Origin of the sequence: Butyrivibrio sp. AE3004 (assembly GCF_000703165.1) — a bacterium.
Lineage (GTDB): Bacteria > Bacillota > Clostridia > Lachnospirales > Lachnospiraceae > Butyrivibrio.
In genome coordinates, this window is sequence record NZ_JNLQ01000002.1 from 2120942 (window position 1) to 2139224 (window position 18283).

General features: G+C 40.1%; 17 protein-coding genes. 13 read left to right on the forward strand and 4 right to left on the reverse strand.

All coding sequences use genetic code 11. The annotated features are described in order from the left end of the window. Positions 1-204 precede the first annotated feature (204 nt). Both BV60_RS0112220 and BV60_RS0112225 read left to right on the forward strand, forming a co-directional pair. The gene (locus BV60_RS0112220; RefSeq protein WP_029322159.1) at positions 205-2220 is read left to right on the forward strand and encodes a methyl-accepting chemotaxis protein; all 2016 of its coding nucleotides are present in this window, start codon (positions 205-207) and stop codon (positions 2218-2220) included. A 144-nt stretch (positions 2221-2364) separates the two neighbouring features. After that, a complete protein-coding gene (locus BV60_RS0112225; protein ID WP_029322161.1) occupies positions 2365-3195 on the forward strand; it encodes a histidinol-phosphatase HisJ family protein in 831 nt (276 codons plus the stop codon). Between the two features lie 67 nt (positions 3196-3262). Here the strand turns inward: BV60_RS0112225 and BV60_RS0112230 are convergent, their stop codons facing one another. Beyond that, positions 3263-3499, reverse strand: coding sequence for a hypothetical protein (locus BV60_RS0112230; protein WP_029322163.1), 237 nt, complete (start codon positions 3497-3499; stop codon positions 3263-3265). Between the two features lie 174 nt (positions 3500-3673). Between BV60_RS0112230 and BV60_RS0112235 the strand changes: the two genes are divergently transcribed. The 11 genes from BV60_RS0112235 to BV60_RS0112285 all read left to right on the forward strand — a co-directional run bounded on the left by BV60_RS0112235 (position 3674) and on the right by BV60_RS0112285 (position 11796). Then, positions 3674-4396, forward strand: a complete 723-nt coding sequence (locus BV60_RS0112235) for a GGDEF domain-containing protein (RefSeq protein ID WP_029322165.1) — start codon at positions 3674-3676, stop codon at positions 4394-4396. Further along, the gene (locus BV60_RS0112240) at positions 4393-4914 is read left to right on the forward strand and encodes an RNA polymerase sigma factor (protein WP_029322167.1); all 522 of its coding nucleotides are present in this window, start codon (positions 4393-4395) and stop codon (positions 4912-4914) included. Before BV60_RS0112235 ends, BV60_RS0112240 begins: the two co-directional genes overlap by 4 nt. 2 nt (positions 4915-4916) lie before the next feature. Continuing rightward, a complete protein-coding gene (locus BV60_RS0112245; RefSeq protein ID WP_051656697.1) occupies positions 4917-6071 on the forward strand; it encodes a transglutaminase-like domain-containing protein in 1155 nt (384 codons plus the stop codon). Positions 6072-6088: 17 nt separating this feature from the next. Further along, positions 6089-7141: a type II secretion system F family protein gene (locus BV60_RS0112250; RefSeq protein ID WP_029322170.1), complete on the forward strand. Its 1053-nt coding sequence runs from the start codon at positions 6089-6091 to the stop codon at positions 7139-7141. Positions 7142-7145: 4 nt separating this feature from the next. Beyond that, positions 7146-7505: a hypothetical protein gene (locus BV60_RS0112255; protein WP_029322172.1), complete on the forward strand. Its 360-nt coding sequence runs from the start codon at positions 7146-7148 to the stop codon at positions 7503-7505. Beyond that, positions 7502-7999: a DUF4860 domain-containing protein gene (locus tag BV60_RS0112260; RefSeq protein WP_029322175.1), complete on the forward strand. Its 498-nt coding sequence runs from the start codon at positions 7502-7504 to the stop codon at positions 7997-7999. Before BV60_RS0112255 ends, BV60_RS0112260 begins: the two co-directional genes overlap by 4 nt. Positions 8000-8071: 72 nt before the next feature. Continuing rightward, positions 8072-8659 carry a hypothetical protein gene (locus tag BV60_RS0112265; RefSeq protein WP_029322177.1) on the forward strand — a complete coding sequence of 196 codons (588 nt, stop codon included), beginning with the start codon at positions 8072-8074 and terminating at the stop codon, positions 8657-8659. Next, the gene (locus tag BV60_RS22040; RefSeq protein ID WP_051656698.1) at positions 8649-9062 is read left to right on the forward strand and encodes a hypothetical protein; all 414 of its coding nucleotides are present in this window, start codon (positions 8649-8651) and stop codon (positions 9060-9062) included. The genes BV60_RS0112265 and BV60_RS22040 overlap by 11 nt, the downstream gene beginning before the upstream one ends. 77 nt (positions 9063-9139) lie before the next feature. Beyond that, positions 9140-10654, forward strand: coding sequence for a diguanylate cyclase (locus BV60_RS22045; protein WP_029322181.1), 1515 nt, complete (start codon positions 9140-9142; stop codon positions 10652-10654). A gap of 107 nt (positions 10655-10761) precedes the next feature. After that, positions 10762-11016: a DUF6465 family protein gene (locus BV60_RS0112280; protein ID WP_029322182.1), complete on the forward strand. Its 255-nt coding sequence runs from the start codon at positions 10762-10764 to the stop codon at positions 11014-11016. A 21-nt stretch (positions 11017-11037) separates the two neighbouring features. Further along, on the forward strand, positions 11038-11796 hold the full coding sequence (locus BV60_RS0112285) for a ParA family protein (RefSeq protein ID WP_029322184.1): 759 nt from the start codon (positions 11038-11040) through the stop codon (positions 11794-11796). 62 nt (positions 11797-11858) lie between these two features. Here BV60_RS0112285 and BV60_RS0112290 read toward each other — a convergent pair whose 3' ends face one another. From BV60_RS0112290 to BV60_RS0112300, 3 genes are all read right to left on the reverse strand, one after another. Beyond that, a complete protein-coding gene (locus BV60_RS0112290) occupies positions 11859-14204 on the reverse strand; it encodes a fibronectin type III domain-containing protein (RefSeq protein WP_029322185.1) in 2346 nt (781 codons plus the stop codon). Between the two features lie 171 nt (positions 14205-14375). After that, a complete protein-coding gene (locus tag BV60_RS0112295; protein ID WP_029322186.1) occupies positions 14376-16316 on the reverse strand; it encodes an ABC transporter ATP-binding protein in 1941 nt (646 codons plus the stop codon). Between the two features lie 101 nt (positions 16317-16417). Further along, on the reverse strand, positions 16418-18166 hold the full coding sequence (locus BV60_RS0112300) for an ABC transporter ATP-binding protein (RefSeq protein ID WP_029322188.1): 1749 nt from the start codon (positions 18164-18166) through the stop codon (positions 16418-16420). Positions 18167-18283: the final 117 nt, after the last annotated feature.

Consider the following 18283-nt stretch of genomic DNA (forward strand, 5'->3'; position numbering starts at 1 on the left):
CACTTTTTTTCAAGTAATCTTTGCCCAAAAACATAAAATAATCACTTCATAGCATCTCTTAATGTACTTTATACAATTTTTTCATACTTATTTAATACACGCACAATCAATAATATACTATATTTTAAGTAACATCTTAATGTTATTTTGTGATGAAATCTTTCAATACATCGCAATTCTCAGTTTTCATAATTGGAGGTAGTTATGGGCACTAATTCTAAAGCTTCAAAAAGTAATATCTATGTGGGAAACAGTATTAAAACAAAGCTGATTGTTGTTATGCTTCTTGTTTGCGCAGTTCCCCTTATTATCTCATCGGCGGTAAGCTACAAGACTTCAACCGACAAGGCAATGACTGATGCTCTCTCTTCCATGAGCTGGGAATCCTCATATCTTGAATCAGAGTGGCAGGGAGTTATTGATAATAATCTGAAAGCAATACAGGCGGTTGCAATGGCTCCTTCGACAGTTGCCTTTATGAAAGCACAGGATGATGAAGGTCTTAGGGAAGTTGAGCTTCAATATCTGTTAAATGTGGATACAATGATGGCCGACAATTCGCTTACTGTTCTTACAGGCGCAGACGGCATGCAGGTTCTTAGAACAGAAGGTAATCTTGTTGATGTTGCTTCAAGAGATTATTTTAAAAATGCAATGGCAGGAAAAACCGACATTTCAGATGTAATTGTTTCAAGTGCCACAGGTGTACGTCAGGTCACTTTTTCCTGTCCCATAAAGGATACTGACAGCGGTTCTGTTCTTGGTATTGTTCAGAGAAATTATGATTTAAATGACTTCCATGATATTCTTGCAAAAGAAAGTGAGGATGCATTTATTGTTGACAGAACAGGTCAGGTTGCAGCTCATTCACAATATGAGATCACTGAGGAAAACGAAGAAAGCCGCGCAAATTCGGTATTCATGACTTCAGGTCAAAGGAGCGGTAATTATGAAGCCGATACAGGAAAAGGGTACAGAGCTATCGTTACTTATGTAAAGAACGATGCTTCCGATTGGACAATCTGTGCTGCAACAAACACACAGAAGGTTAATGCGGCAGCAAGATCCTCAGCCCTTATAGTTATTGCTGTAGGCGTTGTAATGCTTATCATAGCTTGCATTATTTCAATAAAGATGGCATTTTCATTCACAAATCCCGTTGAGGCAGTAAACGAATCACTTTCTCAACTGTCTGACGGAAGATTCCATAAGGTTAATAAATTTGCAGACAGAAAAGATGAATTCGGTGAGATGGTCCGCAGCACCAATGATGTTATCGAAAAACTCGATCATATCGTTACAAATATAAAGGAATCTGCAGCTACAGTCGGTATGAGCTCAGAAGAACTCTCCGATACTGCCAACCAGATTTCTCAGACAGCCGAAGACGTATCTAATGCAGTACAGGAAATCGCTTCCGGCGCTACCCAGCAGGCAGATGAAATCCAGAGTGCTTCCGAAAATGTCGGAAGAATCGGTGATGCTGTTATGGATGTACAAAGTTCTACAGATAACCTTTCAAATATAACTCAGAAGATGAAGGAAGCATCGGAGATTTCAAGCAAATCCCTTGCTTCACTTCAGGCATCCTCTGCTGACATGACCAATAAGATTGATGATATTTCAAATACCATCTCCGCTACTCAGGAGGCAGTTGCAAGTATCAACGACAAGGTTGAAGGAATCTCATCCATTGCATCCCAGACAAACCTCCTTTCTCTCAATGCTTCTATTGAAGCAGCAAGAGCCGGCGAAGCAGGAAAAGGCTTTGCAGTTGTTGCCGAGGAAATCGGAAAGCTTGCAGATGATTCCAAGAAGATGGCAGATGATATCAGAAGAGAAATGGATATACTACTCGAGCAGAGTAGCGCAGCCGTTTCTGCGGCAGCCGATGTAAAACAGGGGAACATAGACCAGCAGGTTGCACTTGGTGAGACTCTCGATGCTGTAAACGGCATGCTTGAAGATATCGGAAGCACAGTAGGTGGTGTAAGTCTCATCTCTCAGGGTGCAAATACCTGTGATTCCTCCAAGAATGCTGTTGTTGATACTATGAGCGCACTATCCGCTATTTCCGAAGAAAATGCCGCTTCCTCAGAAGAAACGGGAGCATCAATGCAGGAGCTCTCCGCTACGGTTACTACTCTTGCATCTTCCGCAGATTCCCTGAAGGAAATCGCCGAAAAGCTCAATCAGGAAATGGCCTTCTTCAAATCATAAAAATTCGCACTCACATAATAATAAATAATTTGGTGGCAGTCGATACAACATCGGCTGCCACCTTTTTAATGCATATTTTAGTTTTTTATACTATTATGTAATGGTCAAAATTACATATAGCTTAACATCATGGAGAATTTATTTATGTCAAAAATATTACCTGCGGATTTTCATATGCACACGCATCACTCCGGTGACTCAGAAGCTCCCATGGAGATGATGATAGAAAAAGCACTTCAAAAAAAGCTCCCTGCCATTTGTATTACGGAACACATGGACATGGATTATCCTTCTACTCCCGATCTTGCTCCGGGGATTTTTGAAGTCAATACCGATGAATACATGAGTGAACTTCTGCAATATAAAGCCAAATACACAGGACTTATCGATATATTTTTCGGCATTGAGGTAGGACTCCAGCCTCAGATTGTTCCACAAAATCTGGACTATATAAAAAAGTATCCCTTTGATTTCGTGATCGGATCAAATCACGTCTGTCATGGTAAGGACCCCTATTATTCTTCCTTTTATGAAGGACGTTCCGAAAAAGAAGCCTTTACCGAGTTCTTTGAGTCAACGCTTGAAAACATACAGCTTTTTGATGATTTTGATGTACTCGGGCATTTGGATTATCTTGTCCGTTATGCCCCGAATCTTAATAAGAATTACAAATATGAAGATTATGCCGACATCATTGACGAGATACTAAAAACCCTTATAGCTAAAGGAAAAGGACTTGATATAAATACTAAGTCCATCTACTCAGAGCCGTCTCTTGGGGAACCCAATCCTTCAAAGGCTGTCATCCTGCGATACCATGAGCTCGGTGGACAAATTCTGACCTTTGGGTCCGATGCTCATAAACCCGAGCATGTAGCCCTGGGTTTTGACACAGCAGTTCATATGGTAAAATCCTGCGGTTTTAGATATTACACACGCTTTGAAAAAAGAGAAGCAAAATTTATCAAATTGTAAAAATCCATAAAAAATCCCGGACAACATGCACTCAATGACATTGAACATGCACTGTTCGGGATTTTATTCATATATCTCTTTCAACTGTAAGAAAACATTCTTCCGCAAGTTCGGTTTCTTTTTCATACAAAAGCTCTTTTAAATAAAAGATATGGAATCTTCCGGGGAATGACATTACCTCTCTTTTGGGTGCTCCAAGCTTAATAAGTCTTCTTCTCAGCTGGCTGCACTCATCAAGATACAGATATATTCCAAGAGTTGTCAATATCATAAAAATCAGCATAAATATGTATAAAATCATCATAGTAATCACCTCAATAAGATTATACTAAATTACATTTTTCATATGTTTGATTTCCCGAATAATTTACCCTAACTTTATTTTAAGTTTATGGTTAATGCATAGTTTTTAAATAACCACTCCTTATAATTATTAAGTAAGAAAATGTGCATTTTATGCCATTGAAGGGGGATTTTAATGACCTACAGACCAAGGCTTGTACAAAAACTACGCAGGGCAAAGGCCATATTTTTGGCTGTTCTTATTGTGCTCACTTTTATATATCTTTTTATCCTTATCATAAATCAGGATTTCCGGAGTCAGATTTTAAAGAATGTCTTTTTTACTATTTCATTCATAGTAACCTGGCTCTGTCTCATTATCGGTTTTTCGTCAATTTTGACAGATTTTATCATACTTAAAAAAAGTTCGGATATTGTAAGAGAATTAAATGATCTCTCCTATCTTGACAGACTTACAGGCCTGCCAAACAGATACAGTATTGACAGAATCTCACAAAAATATGACTCGCCCGAAAAGCTCTCAGACCTTGGATGTGTTCTTCTAGTAATCAGTAATCTCAAGGAAATAAACAAAGAGAACGGACGAGCAGGCGGAGACAGAATTATCTCGGATTTTTGCGCCATTCTTGAATCCGTTGGAACTCAGTACGGACTGATAGGAAGAAACAGCGGCAACGAATTTCTGGTCATAATAGAAGAATGTGATGACAACACATTGGAGCTTTTTACCGGTGAACTGGAAAGACGAGTCAGAAATCATAACACTATCTCGCCGGAGCTTCCGATTGTTCTCTCATACTCCGCAGTTTTAAGTAAAGATTTATCCGCCGATCATTTCTACACTTTGATAACGGGAGCCTACAAACAATTTGAAACCGCTCCGTCAACGCTCTCATGAAGCACATAAAAAACGAGGCAGGTGATCAGATGTTTATAAACAGAAAATCCGCAAAAATTCGAAAACTCGTCATTGGGCTTTGGAACGATGATTCCGAATGTTTTGCGCAGCTTTATAACCTCACGGTTGATGATACCTATAACTATTGCAGACACATACTTGATAACGACAGGGATGCTTTGGAAGCGGTAACTGAGATTTATTCAGTAGCACTAAAAAATATCATAAAGCTGAAGGACCCTGCTCTTTTTAGCGCATGGCTAAGACGTATAGCCTTTGATGTATGTTATGAAAAGACAGTACAGGATTCAAGAGCAGACCTTTATACTCTGCTACATCCGGCAGAGCTTTTGTCATTATCGTTTTCAGAGAGACAGATTTTCTTTCTCCATGATTTTAGCGGTCTTTCGGAAAAAGAAATCTCAAATGCACTTCACATAAGTAAAAAGCATGTTGAAAAAATTCTTACCCTTGCCAGAAGCCACATGATGGAACTTAGAAACCTGCAAAGAGTCTGAATATGGAATACATTAATAACAAGAAGAATCAATTTCATATAAGTGAAGACAATGCTACAGGAGTACTTCTTGAAGTCCTTAAACGAACAGGAAGGAATTCGGATTTTCTTACAGAGGATACCGAAAACAAGAAGGATGACAAACCGGAAAAAACAGTACCTGATTATTATACGGTAAACATACTCTTAATCCTTGCAATGCTGGTGATTGTTATTTCCACGCCAATACTTCTCTTCATGCTCCCAAGCGGTCCTGTCATTGACCCTGACCGTGAGCTTGCAGCAAAAGCAATGGCCAACAGAGAAAATTACGATACCACGGTTTTGCCAAAAGGACTTCGCGATAACACTCCGATGTGCCTTAGACCTTTTGCCGGAGGAAAAGATATTCACAAAAACGATCTTGCCATAGTGGATGCCACAAACGCTTCGGACGGTTATCTCGTAATCCGTTACATTGGCGATTCCGGCAAGGTAAAGCTTCGAATTACAGGACCGGATGAAATTGTTTACACATACAACCTGGCAACAGGCGGCGGTAAGGATGAGGTTTTCCCACTTCAGGCAGGCGACGGAACTTATCTTGTATGTGTGTACGAAAACCTGGCCGCAACTCAGTATGTAACAGCTTTTTCAGAAAAAATCGATGTTACACTAAACGATAAATTTTTACCCTTCCTTTATCCAAATCAATATGTTGATTTCAATGAAGGTAATCAGGCAATAGCCTACAGTGAATATCTGGCTTATACAGCAAATGACGATCTGGAGGTTGTTTCCAATATCTACAACGCACTCATAAGCAGCCTCACCTACGACTATGAGGAGGCAGAGACCGTACAAAGCGGATACATTCCGGATGTAGATGAGGTGCTGACCACAGGTAAGGGAATATGCCTGGATTACGCCGTACTCATGACAGCAATGCTGCGTTCACAAAAAATCCCGACCAGAATGGAGGTCGGATATGCAGGCACAGCCTACCACGCATGGATCAGTACCTATATAACCGATATAGGATGGGTCAACGGTATGATTCACTTTGACGGAAAAGAATGGTCACTGATGGATCCCACCTTTGCCTCAACCACAGATAACGAAAAGCTTGCCAGCTTTATCGGAGATGGCAAAAATTATCAGACCAAATACATTTACTGACCAAAGGAGAAGGGAAAATGAAGCAAAAGCCAGCAAAGCTTTTATCCGATTATGAGATTTCCGTTTTTTGCAGACAGATGGCTCTGCTTATTAAGGCAGGAATAGCACCGCTTGAAGGTATTGAGATCATGCTTCAGGATTTTACTTTTGAAGGCGATGATTCAACGCTCAGAACCATTTCACAGATTCTGAGTTCAGGAGAAAAATTCCATATTGCTCTTCAAATGACCGGAGTTTTCCCGGGCTACGTAATACATATGGTCACAATCGGTGAAGAATCCGGAAATCTTGATTTGGTAATGGAATCCCTTGCCGATTACTACGAGCAGGAGGATACGATACGTAATAATATCAGCAGTGCAATCTCCTATCCTCTCATCATGATCGGAATGATGATCGTGGTCATCCTGGTGCTCATAACTCAGGTGCTCCCCATTTTCAGCCAGGTATTTGCGCAGCTTGGTACAAGCATGAACACTTTTTCAAGATCGCTTATGTCCATAGGAAATGCACTTAACAATTATTCCATCTTCTTTGTTTTCCTGATGGTTTTGTTTGCCGGCGCATGCGTTTTCTTTGTAAAAACAAAAAATGGCCGAACAGCTTTCCGTTCAATCGGAATGCACATTCCGCCCATAAAAAAAATCTACAATGAAATATCAACTGCCAGATTCGCCAACGGAATGGTCCTGACTCTGTCCAGCGGTATGGACACCTACGAAGGTCTGCGTCTTGTGAGCAAACTTGTTGAATATAATGAAATGGCGGCCAAAATTGATACCTGCCGCTCACTAATAGCTTCCGGGGACAGTTTTCCGGAAGCACTCCTTGAATCCGGAATATTTAACAGGTTCTATTCCAGAATGGTTGCTATAGGTTTTCAATCAGGCTCGATGGATACCGTAATGCAGCAAATAGCCAGAAAATACGCAGATGAAACTCAGAGAAAAATGTATAACTTCATATCCATTCTTGAGCCGACACTTGTTATCATACTCTCACTTATTGTAGGGCTGATACTGTTGTCAGTAATACTTCCTTTAATGGGAATAATGTCATCAATAGGATAACTATATGGAAGAAATATCTTTGAAGAAAAAAGACAATTTCATATTAGGGCTGCTTGGTTTTATCATACCTACCGCTGTGATTGTTTTTATTCTCGTGATTTTTTACACAGGAGTGTCACAGATAGGTGAAAGTACTATAGAAAAACAGGAAAGCAGTCTCCATACGGCAATTGAGCGTGACATTGTACAGTGCTATTCCATAGAGGGAATATATCCTCCCAGTCTGGAGTACTTGGAGGAGCATTATGGTCTTATTTATGACAAAAATATGTTTTTTGTTGACTACAGACCTATTGCATCAAATATATACCCGGATTTAACCATTCTTTACATTGGCAAAAAGAGAGCGAGACTTAGTCCATGAAAAGAGATTACAAAGGAAGACATACTGTGGATATGCTTTTTGTCATAGCACTCCTTTTTCTGTTCGCAATGGGAGCGCTTATGCTTATTGCGCTCGGCTCAAGCATCTACAGGAGAGGCGTTGACACACTCTCCGGGAATTATGACAGAAGAACAGCATATGCATACATAACAGAAAAATTAAGACAATGTGATAAGCAGGGAAATATCAGCACAGACATTTTTAATAAATCAGGTGCACTTAGAATTGATACCATAGAAGGCGATGTAGCCTATGTCACATATCTCTATGAATATGAAGGTGCACTGATGGAGCTTTTTGCAAGAGCTGATGCCGGAAATCTCCCTCCGGAATCCGGACAGAAGATCATGGATATCCAGGATATGGAGATTTCTACGAAAGGCAAGAATTTACTACAGATAACCATCACTCTGCCGGATGAGCAGGACCTTGTTTTTATAGCAGCAAAGCGATCGGAATTCGTTCCGCGTTAGGTAACGATACAGGCAACCAACTTTACTATGTCAGGAATCAACATACATTTATTGAGGAGACAAAACTAATCCATGGACAGAGCAATGCATAACAAAACGAGTCTCTTCCTGATGGAGCTCATCATAGCGATCATGTTCTTTTCAATTTCGGGGGCAATCTGCGTCCAGCTTTTTGTGCGTGCTCACACCCTTTCCGAAGCATCAATTGAAATGAACAACTCTGTTCTTTGGACCCAGAATATTTCCGAAGTCTTTTACGGGTACTACGGAAGCCTTCATGAGATATCCGATTTTTTCCATGATGACTCAATAATACTGGTATCTTATGAAGACAATCCCGAGGTCGGAACACTGGTTATGTTTTTTGATGAGGATTTCGAAATCATCACTTTCCCAACCGAGGAAGGTGCCCTTGATGATGCAAAATACGAGCTTCTTCTCTGTATCTCAGAGCTTCCCGCTTCGGAAGTTTACGCGGATACTGCTGCGGACAAAAGTCGCATGAAGGGCAATGCCCTGCTTGGTGAGATCACAATACTCAAGATGGAAAACGGAGAAATAATCGATCAGTTGCCACCGAAGAATGATCCTCGTATCATCTCGGACAGATTTGTTGATTTTTATATAGGAACCATGGAGGATCCCAGATATGAAACGTAAACCGGTCTACAGCACCCATATAGGAGCTGCATCCATACTGTTGATATTTCTGGTGCTCAGTCTTATATCCTTCGCAGCACTAACCCTTGTAAATTCAAGGGCTGATTATATCCTCAGTAAAAAAATGAGCGAAAGGTCCCTTGCCTATTATGGCGCATGCCATGAGGCAAACGGATTTATTGCGGCAAACGATCCCGTCTTTTTTGAAAATGATTTTGAAAAAGTACCTGATTCGGAACTTGGAAAAAGCATTCCCCTCAGTGATATTCAGACGCTTGACGTAAAAATAAAGCCTTCGGGAAACGAAGGCAGCGATGCTCTTTCTTTTGTAATAACAGAGTGGAAGGTTGTAACACACGATGAAAATATTTTCATTGATGAATCACTTCCCGTACTTAAATAATTTATTACTTCTTGCACGCAAAAATACAAACACTCAGAAATCTTATGAAGTAATAAACACGGCTTAGAGGAATAAATATGCCAAATAAAGCAAATTTTGATATTCGAAGTCTGAGAAAAGAAAATAAAATGATTATCGAATATTTTCAAAAATGCAAACCTGCCATCGAAGAAAACAACAGGTATATGCTCCGTAAATCCTGTATGTATATTTCAATGGTCCTTATTGTCATGATTGTTGTGGCAAAGCTTCTTGTGCCCGGCTTTAAAATAAGCCTCGCGCATTATTTACTTTTGCCTCTGCTTGGAGTTTTCTTCCTGATCAATCTTTATACAAAAAAAAAGAAAATCATGCCTTCAGTCATGACTAATGTTTTGTGTCTTACGTTTTATTTCATTCTGTTCATTCTCTTTATCTTCAGAGATATGACATCAGAACCCGGCTGGCCAGCCATGTGGTTTCCGCTGTATCTTGTTGTTTTCCCGACGGTATACATCGCAAGAATGTACAGATATGGCATTTTTGAATTTGTACTGGTCACAATTTTTTGTATATGCTCGTATTTTTATAAATCGCCGGAGATTTTCGAAAGAGGCATTTACTTGGCACTTGCTTCTTACGTTTTATCAATGCTTGGCGCTCATATCATTCTGGAAGTGCGCTCTCAGGAGGGGCTTGCATTTGAGGAACTGACAAAAATAAGTACAATTGATAAACTTACTTATCTTATGAACAAAGGTGCTCTTTTGTCCTCAATCAGCACCTATTTTGAAAGAAGACGCCCGGGTGAACCCTGCGGTATGTGTATTATTGATGTAGATAATTTCAAACAGGTTAATGATAATTTCGGACACAATATCGGGGATCAGCTCCTTTCAAACATAGGTGATCTACTTAGAAAAAGCTTTCGCAATTCAGATTTTATCGGTCGTTTTGGCGGTGATGAATTTATAGTTTTCATGCCCGGACTTGCAAGACTCGACTTAGTAGAAATGCGATGCAGAAGTTTGCAGATGATGCTCACTGATCTTAATCTCGGAACAGGCACCACCTTTTCTTTAAGTATTGGTGCCATTATTGACACCGGCGATCATCCCATGAGTGAAGTATTCAGAATGGCCGACGATGCATTGTATCAATCAAAGCTAATGGGAAAAAACTGCGTGAGCGCATGGGTAGTTCCACAAACAGAAACCTATGACAAGCCTCTCATTCTTCTTGCATGTCCCGAAGCAAGTCAAAGAGCTCCCTATTTTGTAAAAATGCAAAGTGAGTATTATTCCATCATAATGACACATAGCGGTGATACTGCATTAACATATCTTAGCCAGTACCATGACATTATCCGTCTGGTAATTGTTGACCTTGATATTGAAAGAATCTCAGGCGAACAGGTCGTACACTATATCAAGGATCGTGCAGGCTTTAATCATATACCCGTCATCGCCGTTGCATCTGATGAGACCTCTTTTATTGAAGCTCGTGGTGCGGGGGCTGACAGAGTATTCTTCTCAAATGACAATCCCACTATATTTATATCTGCTATTAACACACTTATTAACACTTCTTCCGCAAACAAGGATTCTTTATGAACAAATAAAAAAATAGTAATCCCCCGTACAATTTGGTACAATATATAGTATATTTTTAAACAATACATCTATATAATGAATAGTATAATCCTAAAGGGGGAATTAAAATGGCAAGAAAAAGTAGCGTTGAGAGGGCTGTTAAGGCTACAGGAGGCTTTTCAACAGCACAGAAAAACATTGTTGTTCAGTACAATAACACCGATCACAGAATGGATGATATTTTGGAGCAGATAAGAGCTGATGTCCTTTCAAAGAATATCAGCGAATCAGATATTTCCAAGGTTGATGTGTATGTTAAGCCTGAAGATCACAAGGTTTTCTATGTTGTTAACGATGAGATCAACGGCAGTATTGATTTCTAATATAGTTATGGAGGAGGATAAATGGCAACAATTTTTGTAGTCGCCAACCAAAAAGGCGGTATTGGAAAAAGTACAACGGCAACCAATCTTGCCGGAATTCTGGGGAAAAAGAAAAAAACACTTCTGATCGATGCTGATCCTCAGGGAAACAGCAGCAGCACATACGATGCAAAAATAGAAGATGTAGCAACACTTTACGATGTTATTATCGATTCAGATAAGCTTCCGATTTCCGAAGCAATTCAGCATACCGAAAACGGAGATATTGTCGCATCCGACCCTCTCCTTGTTAAAGCCGAGAAGATGCTTGACGGTGATCTCGAGGGATTCTACAGACTTAAGGATGCTCTTGATAATCTTGAAGGATATGAATATGTTGTGATAGACACTGCTCCGTCACTTAACATTATTTTATATAACTGCCTAATCGCTGCAGATAAGGTAATCATCCCGGTTACTGCAGATTCTTACGCAATGCAGGGTATTCAGCAGCTCTACGATACCATAATGTCCGTAAAGCGCAGGCAGAACAGAGAGCTCTCCATAGCAGGTCTTCTTCTCGTCAGATATTCCGGAAGATCCAATTTGGAGCGTGAAACCAGGGAAAATATAGAACAGATTGCAAAGCAGATGGATACAAAACTTTTCAAAACTGTTATCCGTGAATGTGTTAAGACCAAGGAGGCTCAGGAAGCCAGAAAGCTCCTTATCGAATATGCACCAAAGTGTAACACCTGTCTTGACTATCAGGACTTTGCAAAAGAATTATTAAAAAAGTAAATGCTTTGCGTATATAAAGTAACTCCGGTCATCTGGAAATTCCTGATGACCGGAGTTTTGTTTTATTTTACTTTTATTTTAATCGTGTCTGTTGTTTTTTTGATCTTGCCCTTAGCTCCTACTGTTACGCTAAATTTGTAGGTTCCCTTCGGTGCACCCTTCTTAAACTTAACAGTCACATTTCTTCCCTTAATCTTAATTGAAGTGTTGCCATTGTCTGCGGAAAGATCCTTCACTTTTATCTTACCCTTAGAGTTTTCGATTCTGAAGGTTACTGTCTGAGCCTTTTTCTTTAATGCTCTTGCAGACAGTTTGTTCTTATCGTAATAAATCCAGGCTTTATTGCTCTTTTTCTTATTGGCAAGTTTCCAGTTTTTATCAGCTTTGCCAGGGTCCCCTGTCGTATTACCGGGTGTACCTATTGCAGGAGCTGCGGAGCCGTTATTAGTGCTACCCTGCTTATTACCTGCTCCTTCATTTGACTGTTCCTTCTGACTGTTTTTATCTGAATTATTGTTTCCGGAATAGTTATATCCTGAATTATTACCATTGCTGCCAGATCCACCTGATTTTCCGGAGTTATTTCCTGTACTGCCGCTCACACTATGTCCGTCATATGTTGTCTTTGTTGCTATAGCTTTCTGGAAATTGGTACCAGTCTCGTCTATATAAATAACGTCTTTGTAGGTACTGCTGTTTCCGTAGTTGTACCATATTGAATCAAATTTAATAGCAAATACATACTTAGAATCAGCCTTAAGACCATATATTCTGGTATTGGTATAAGGATAATTTACTACGAGTGCTGTGTAATCACTGTTTCCTGCCATAGCAAGAGCCTTTGTATAGCTTGCCTTTACATCGTTTGCAGAGTAGTTTTTCGGAAGTTCTGCATAACCTATTTTTGCTCCCTGACCATAGGTACCTGACTGAGTAAGCTGAGCATAATGGTTGTTAAAGGCAGTCTGACCATAGAAGCCTGCAAGAGCTCCTGACCAGTCAAGGTATGCTTCACTACCATCTCTCGTAACTGTTCCGTCATACATGTATGCTTTTACTAAATTCTTTTCAACCTGAGTACGTACCTGACTGTCAGTTAACCCACCTTCTGTCATGATGCCGGTCTTGAAAGGATATATCAGGTCGCATCTTGAATTTGTCTTCTTATAGCTACACTTCATCATAACCAGGTAACGTGTAGCAGGCTTAAGACCTGTAAAGGTATAGCTTTTCTGAGAGGGATCTACGGTTATCTTGTTCTTTGAATCTATCCTTTTAACTGCCTCTCTGGCATTTGGACCAAAGTTTTTGTTTGGACCGTTATCCTCCCTGTCCTTATAGGGATCATACTGCGCTTCTTCCACGCATACCAGACATATCTTAGATTCACCCTGTCCCGCTCTTATAACCATAGATGCATCCTTCTGGTCTGACCAATCTACTGTGATCGAGTCTTTTCCGGATTTGGTTACAAAAGCAACCGAATCACCGAAGCTGGTAATATTTGACAGATATTTGTTTCCGACAACGGGATCCTTACGCTTATCAAGAGTGGTTTTTGCCGGTACATTCGGATAAATTTGAGAATCATCCGTACTCTTTGTTTTTATATCAGATAAGGTAAAATATCTGAAATCGTTTTTATACTTATAGCTTTGACCATTCTTTTCACTGTAGCTAAATCTGACTGCAGCAACAAATGTATAGGAATGTCCGGGCGTTAAGCCTCTCATTGTATAGCTTCCCTGATTTGTTGTAAGTCTGTAGTATTTTTTTCCTGCAATTTCTTTTGCCTTTTTCATCGCAGCGTCTTTACCGCTTCCCTGATCGGCATAGCCTACAGTTACATCAAAAGAGCTGGGAGATTTTCCCTCAGCAAGACTATTGATTTCAACCTCTCTAAGCAGTTCCCTGAAATCCACAGAAGCAGTAGTTCCTGTTGTTCCGAGAAGCTTTGCGGTCTTATCCTCAGTCTTTGTTGTGTAGGCATTGTTTAACTGGAAATTGTGCCAACCATTTCCCCCGTAATTGGGACCTGAATACTTACTCTTCCAGCTCACGGAAATAAAATAATCCGTACCCGGCTTAAGATTTTTGATTGTGTACTGTGTCTGTGATGTCGGAATATCGGTTTTCGGTGCATCGTTTCTTACATAGTTCATATCGCATGGATTTTCACCATAGCTGAGTTTGAAATACTCGTAGCTAAAGGATGTGGCTCCATTTGCAATAGTTTCGTCCTTTTCATCCTTTGCTGCCTGACTCCAGTCAATGGTAAGAGTGGTGTCTGTAGCATTAACTACAAACATTGTGTTGTCATATGCTTTTGCTCTAAGCGGAGACAAAAAGATGCACAGACTAAAGATAGCTGTTACATACAGTAACAACCTGTGACAATAATGATTCATAATGATTTCCCCTTTTCTTAAAACTTTTCCCCTCAAAGAAATAATTTTACATGTTTTTAACAAAATTGTAAAATATTTTTTCATAATTCCACACTTAGGGCAAAAAAACGAACCATAGCTTTGTGGCCATGATTCGTTTTATGATCAATATTTATAAATTTGGATTTAGCATTATGCCGAAACCATCTCAGGCTTATTGCCTGTATATAACTGATAATAACGCTGTTTAAGTTCAAGAAGTTCTTCGTGAGTTCCCATCTCTACTATTCTGCCCTGCTCTAAAACTACTATACAATCCGAATTCTTAACAGTTGAAAGACGGTGAGCAATAACAAAGGTCGTACGTCCATGCATCAGCTTGTCCATACCATCCTGAACAATCTTCTCTGTTCTGGTATCAATCGAGCTTGTAGCCTCATCAAGAATAAGAACCGGCGGATTTGCTATTGCTGCTCGGGCAATTGCAAGGAGCTGACGCTGTCCCTGTGACAGGTTTGCACCGTCTCCTGTGAGCATGGTGTTATAGCCTTCAGGTAGACGCTTTATAAAGCTGTGCGCATTTGCAAGCTTAGCTGCTGCCTTAACCTCTTCATCTGTTGCATCAAGCTTACCATATCGGATATTCTCGGCAACAGTTCCTGTAAACAGATGAGTGTCCTGCAGCACCATACCGAGGGATCTTCTAAGGTCAGCCTTTTTAATCTTGTTTACATTGATGTTATCATATCTGATCTTACCGTCCTGAATATCATAGAATCGGTTGATCAGGTTTGTGATAGTTGTCTTTCCTGCACCTGTTGATCCTACAAGTGCAATCTTCTGACCCGGTTTTGCATGAAGAAGAATATTGTGAAGAACAATCTTTTCATCCGTATATCCAAAGTCAACATCATTAAAGGTAACATCACCCTCCATAGGCTGATATGTGGTTGTTCCCTCTGCCTTATGATAATGCTTCCATGCCCAGTGACCTGTGAACTCCTTGGATTCTACAATCTCTCCGTTCTCTTCTTTTGCATTTACAAGCATAACGTAACCGTCATCAGTCTCCGGCTTTTCATCGAGAAGAGCAAAAATTCTCTCAGCTCCCGCAAGCGCCATGATAATACTGTTAAACTGCATGGAAACCTGGTTTATTGGCATTGAAAAGCTCTTGTTAAAGGTAAGGAAGCTTGCAAGTCCGCCGACCGTAAAACCAAAGTACTGGTTAAGCGCTATGGCACCACCTACGATAGCGCAGATAACATAGCTGAGGTTACCGATCTGTGCGTTAATAGGTGCCAGGGTATTTGAAATTGCATTAGCCTTGTAAGCACTCTGATAAAGCTCCTCATTCAGTTCATTGAATTTTGCAATAGCTTCATCTTCATGGCAGAACACTTTTACTACCTTCTGTCCTGTCATTATTTCCTCAATGTAACCGTTCAGCGTTCCGATGTTTCTCTGCTGATCAACGAAGTTCTTACCTGATGCCTTGGTAGCCTTTGCAGTAACAAGAAGTGTAACTCCTACCATTGCTATAGTCACGATCGTAAGCGGTATACTGAGCACCAGCATGGATACAAATACGCTTACGATAGTGATGGCACTGTTTAACAGCTGTGGCAAGCTCATGCTGATCATCTGTCTCAAGGTATCAATATCGTTTGTGTAGATTGACATGATATCGCCATGTGCATGTGTATCAAAGTATTTTATCGGAAGTGACTCCATGTGCTCAAAAAGCTCTATTCTGAGATTTCTGAGTGTTCCCTGACCAACATAGATCATAAGTCTTGCCTGGACAAAGGAAGCAACAACGCCTATTGCATAAAATATGATCACATTACCGATTGCTTTTGCCAACGGACCATAGTCAGGATTTGCCTGCCCCATAAGAGGTGTGATGTAACTGTCAATCAGCGTCTTTGTAAACAATGTTCCCTGAACGCTTGCCACAACCGCAAGAATTATACTGATCACTACGATAAAAAGATGTATTGCGTAGTTTTTCAAAACATACGACATTAGTCTTGTAAAAAGTTTTCCGGGATTTTTTATCTTTGGTTTTGGGCCGCCTCTCATATGTCGGTTTCCGGGGCCTCGTACCTCTTTAACCTTTTCTTCTGCCATTTATAATATCCTCCACATCTATAAACTCATGTTTATATCTGACTAAATATTGTTAATCGAATTAATTCTTCTACTTTTTGCTTATTATAAAACCTCAGTAATTACTTAAGTTCATCAAAGTCTGCATCACCACTGCTGCCTACCTGAGATTCGTAAACCTCTCTGTAAATCGTATTGGTCTTAATGAGATTTTCATGTGTATCAAAGCCGTCAACACGTCCATCGTCCATTACGATAATGCGGTCACAGTCCTGAACACTCGATATTCTCTGTGCAATAATAATCTTTGTGGTATTTGGTATCTCTTCAGCAAAAGCTTTTCTGATCTTTGCATCGGTAGCTGTGTCAACAGCGCTTGTAGAGTCATCAAGTATAAGAATTCTGGGCTTTTTAAGAAGTGCTCTTGCGATACAAAGTCTCTGCCTTTGTCCGCCGGATACGTTTGTTCCGCCCTGCTCTATATATGTATCGTAGCCATCAGGCATTTTTTCAATGAATTCATCTGCGCAGGCAAGTGTACACGCCCTTCTTACTTCCTCATCGGTTGCATTCTTATCGCCCCATCTGAGGTTTTCATAAATTGTTCCACTGAAAAGAACATTCTTCTGAAGTACTACTGAAACCTGATTTCTAAGAGCATCCAGATCATACTGTCTAACATCAACTCCGCCTACCTTAACGCTGCCTTCGTTTACATCGTAAAGTCTGCTTATAAGATTAACAAGTGATGACTTTGCTGAACCGGTTCCTCCGATAATTCCGACAGTCTCTCCTGATTTAATCTCAAGGTTGATGTCCTTAAGCACAGGCTCTTCACTGTCTGTATTATATGAAAAAATAACATGCTCAAAAGAAATGCTTCCATCCTTAACATCCATTACAGGATTCACGGGATTGCCGATGCTTGTCTTTTCATCCATAACTTCAACGATACGCTTTGCGCTTGCCTGTGACATTGTGATCATAACAAATATCATGGAAAGCATCATAAGACTCATCAGGATATTCATGCAGTATGTGAGAAGACTCATCATTGCACCTGTGGAAAGCTCTCCTGCCACGATCATGTGAGCACCGATCCAGCTGATAAGAAGGATGCAGGTATAAACCGTACCTGTCATGATAGGTCCGTTAAGTGTCACGACCTTCTCAGCTCTGACGAACATTTCATATATGTTCAAAGCAGCTGTTTTAAATTTGTGGTTCTCATACTCCTCACGAACATAGGCTTTTACAACTCTTATTGCTGATACATTTTCCTGAACACTCTCATTTAGCTTGTCATACTTCTCAAAAACTTCGCGGAAATACTTTGTAGCATTGTTCATAATAATTATGATTATTATTCCAAGGCAGATTACCGCAATAAGATATATGCTTGCCAGTTTCGGACTGATCACAAATGACATTATCATCGCAATTATCATTGAAGCAGGTGCTCTCATTGCCATTCTCAGGATCATCTGATAAGAGTTCTGGATATTTGTAACATCAGTTGTCAGTCTTGTTACAAGTCCAGAAGATGAAAACTTATCAATGTTTGCAAAGGAAAATGTCTGTATATTATCAAACATCTTCTTTCTAAGATTCCTTGCAAGACCTGTCGAAGCCCTTGAGCCGTATACAGCACCTCCGACACCGGCAGCAAGTCCAAACAGGGCCACCACTATCATCAGCATGCCTGTTCTGATTATGTAATTCATATCAGCTCCGTTTATTCCAAGATCGACTAATCGGCCCATAAGAATCGGGATTATCATTTCTGCAATAACCTCACCGACCATACAAACAGGTGTAAGTACGCTTGGAAGTTTAAATTCATGCAACTCCCCAAGTATTTTCTTTACCATTTATTCACCTTCCTTAATATATTTTTACGGAAAAACAGAACCGGGAAGCGGTTCTGTTTTTCCATTATATGTACATTTTGTTAACTTTTAAAGCCGTATACGGCTTTTTTCTGTCTT

Excerpts from the sequence above, each read along its gene's own strand:
- BV60_RS0112260 (WP_029322175.1), top strand. The coding sequence starts at position 7,502 with ATGAAAAGAGATTACAAAGGAAGACATACTGTGGATATGCTTTTTGTC.
- BV60_RS0112225 (WP_029322161.1), top strand. The coding sequence starts at position 2,365 with ATGTCAAAAATATTACCTGCGGATTTTCATATGCACACGCATCACTCC.
- BV60_RS0112220 (WP_029322159.1), top strand. The coding sequence starts at position 205 with ATGGGCACTAATTCTAAAGCTTCAAAAAGTAATATCTATGTGGGAAAC.
- BV60_RS0112240 (WP_029322167.1), top strand. The coding sequence starts at position 4,393 with ATGAAGCACATAAAAAACGAGGCAGGTGATCAGATGTTTATAAACAGA.
- BV60_RS0112265 (WP_029322177.1), top strand. The coding sequence starts at position 8,072 with ATGGACAGAGCAATGCATAACAAAACGAGTCTCTTCCTGATGGAGCTC.
- BV60_RS0112250 (WP_029322170.1), top strand. The coding sequence starts at position 6,089 with ATGAAGCAAAAGCCAGCAAAGCTTTTATCCGATTATGAGATTTCCGTT.
- BV60_RS0112245 (WP_051656697.1), top strand. The coding sequence starts at position 4,917 with ATGGAATACATTAATAACAAGAAGAATCAATTTCATATAAGTGAAGAC.
- BV60_RS0112290 (WP_029322185.1), bottom strand. The coding sequence starts at position 14,204 with ATGAATCATTATTGTCACAGGTTGTTACTGTATGTAACAGCTATCTTT.
- BV60_RS22040 (WP_051656698.1), top strand. The coding sequence starts at position 8,649 with ATGAAACGTAAACCGGTCTACAGCACCCATATAGGAGCTGCATCCATA.
- BV60_RS0112295 (WP_029322186.1), bottom strand. The coding sequence starts at position 16,316 with ATGGCAGAAGAAAAGGTTAAAGAGGTACGAGGCCCCGGAAACCGACAT.
- BV60_RS0112285 (WP_029322184.1), top strand. The coding sequence starts at position 11,038 with ATGGCAACAATTTTTGTAGTCGCCAACCAAAAAGGCGGTATTGGAAAA.
- BV60_RS0112300 (WP_029322188.1), bottom strand. The coding sequence starts at position 18,166 with ATGGTAAAGAAAATACTTGGGGAGTTGCATGAATTTAAACTTCCAAGC.
- BV60_RS0112230 (WP_029322163.1), bottom strand. The coding sequence starts at position 3,499 with ATGATGATTTTATACATATTTATGCTGATTTTTATGATATTGACAACT.
- BV60_RS0112280 (WP_029322182.1), top strand. The coding sequence starts at position 10,762 with ATGGCAAGAAAAAGTAGCGTTGAGAGGGCTGTTAAGGCTACAGGAGGC.
- BV60_RS0112255 (WP_029322172.1), top strand. The coding sequence starts at position 7,146 with ATGGAAGAAATATCTTTGAAGAAAAAAGACAATTTCATATTAGGGCTG.
- BV60_RS0112235 (WP_029322165.1), top strand. The coding sequence starts at position 3,674 with ATGACCTACAGACCAAGGCTTGTACAAAAACTACGCAGGGCAAAGGCC.
- BV60_RS22045 (WP_029322181.1), top strand. The coding sequence starts at position 9,140 with ATGCCAAATAAAGCAAATTTTGATATTCGAAGTCTGAGAAAAGAAAAT.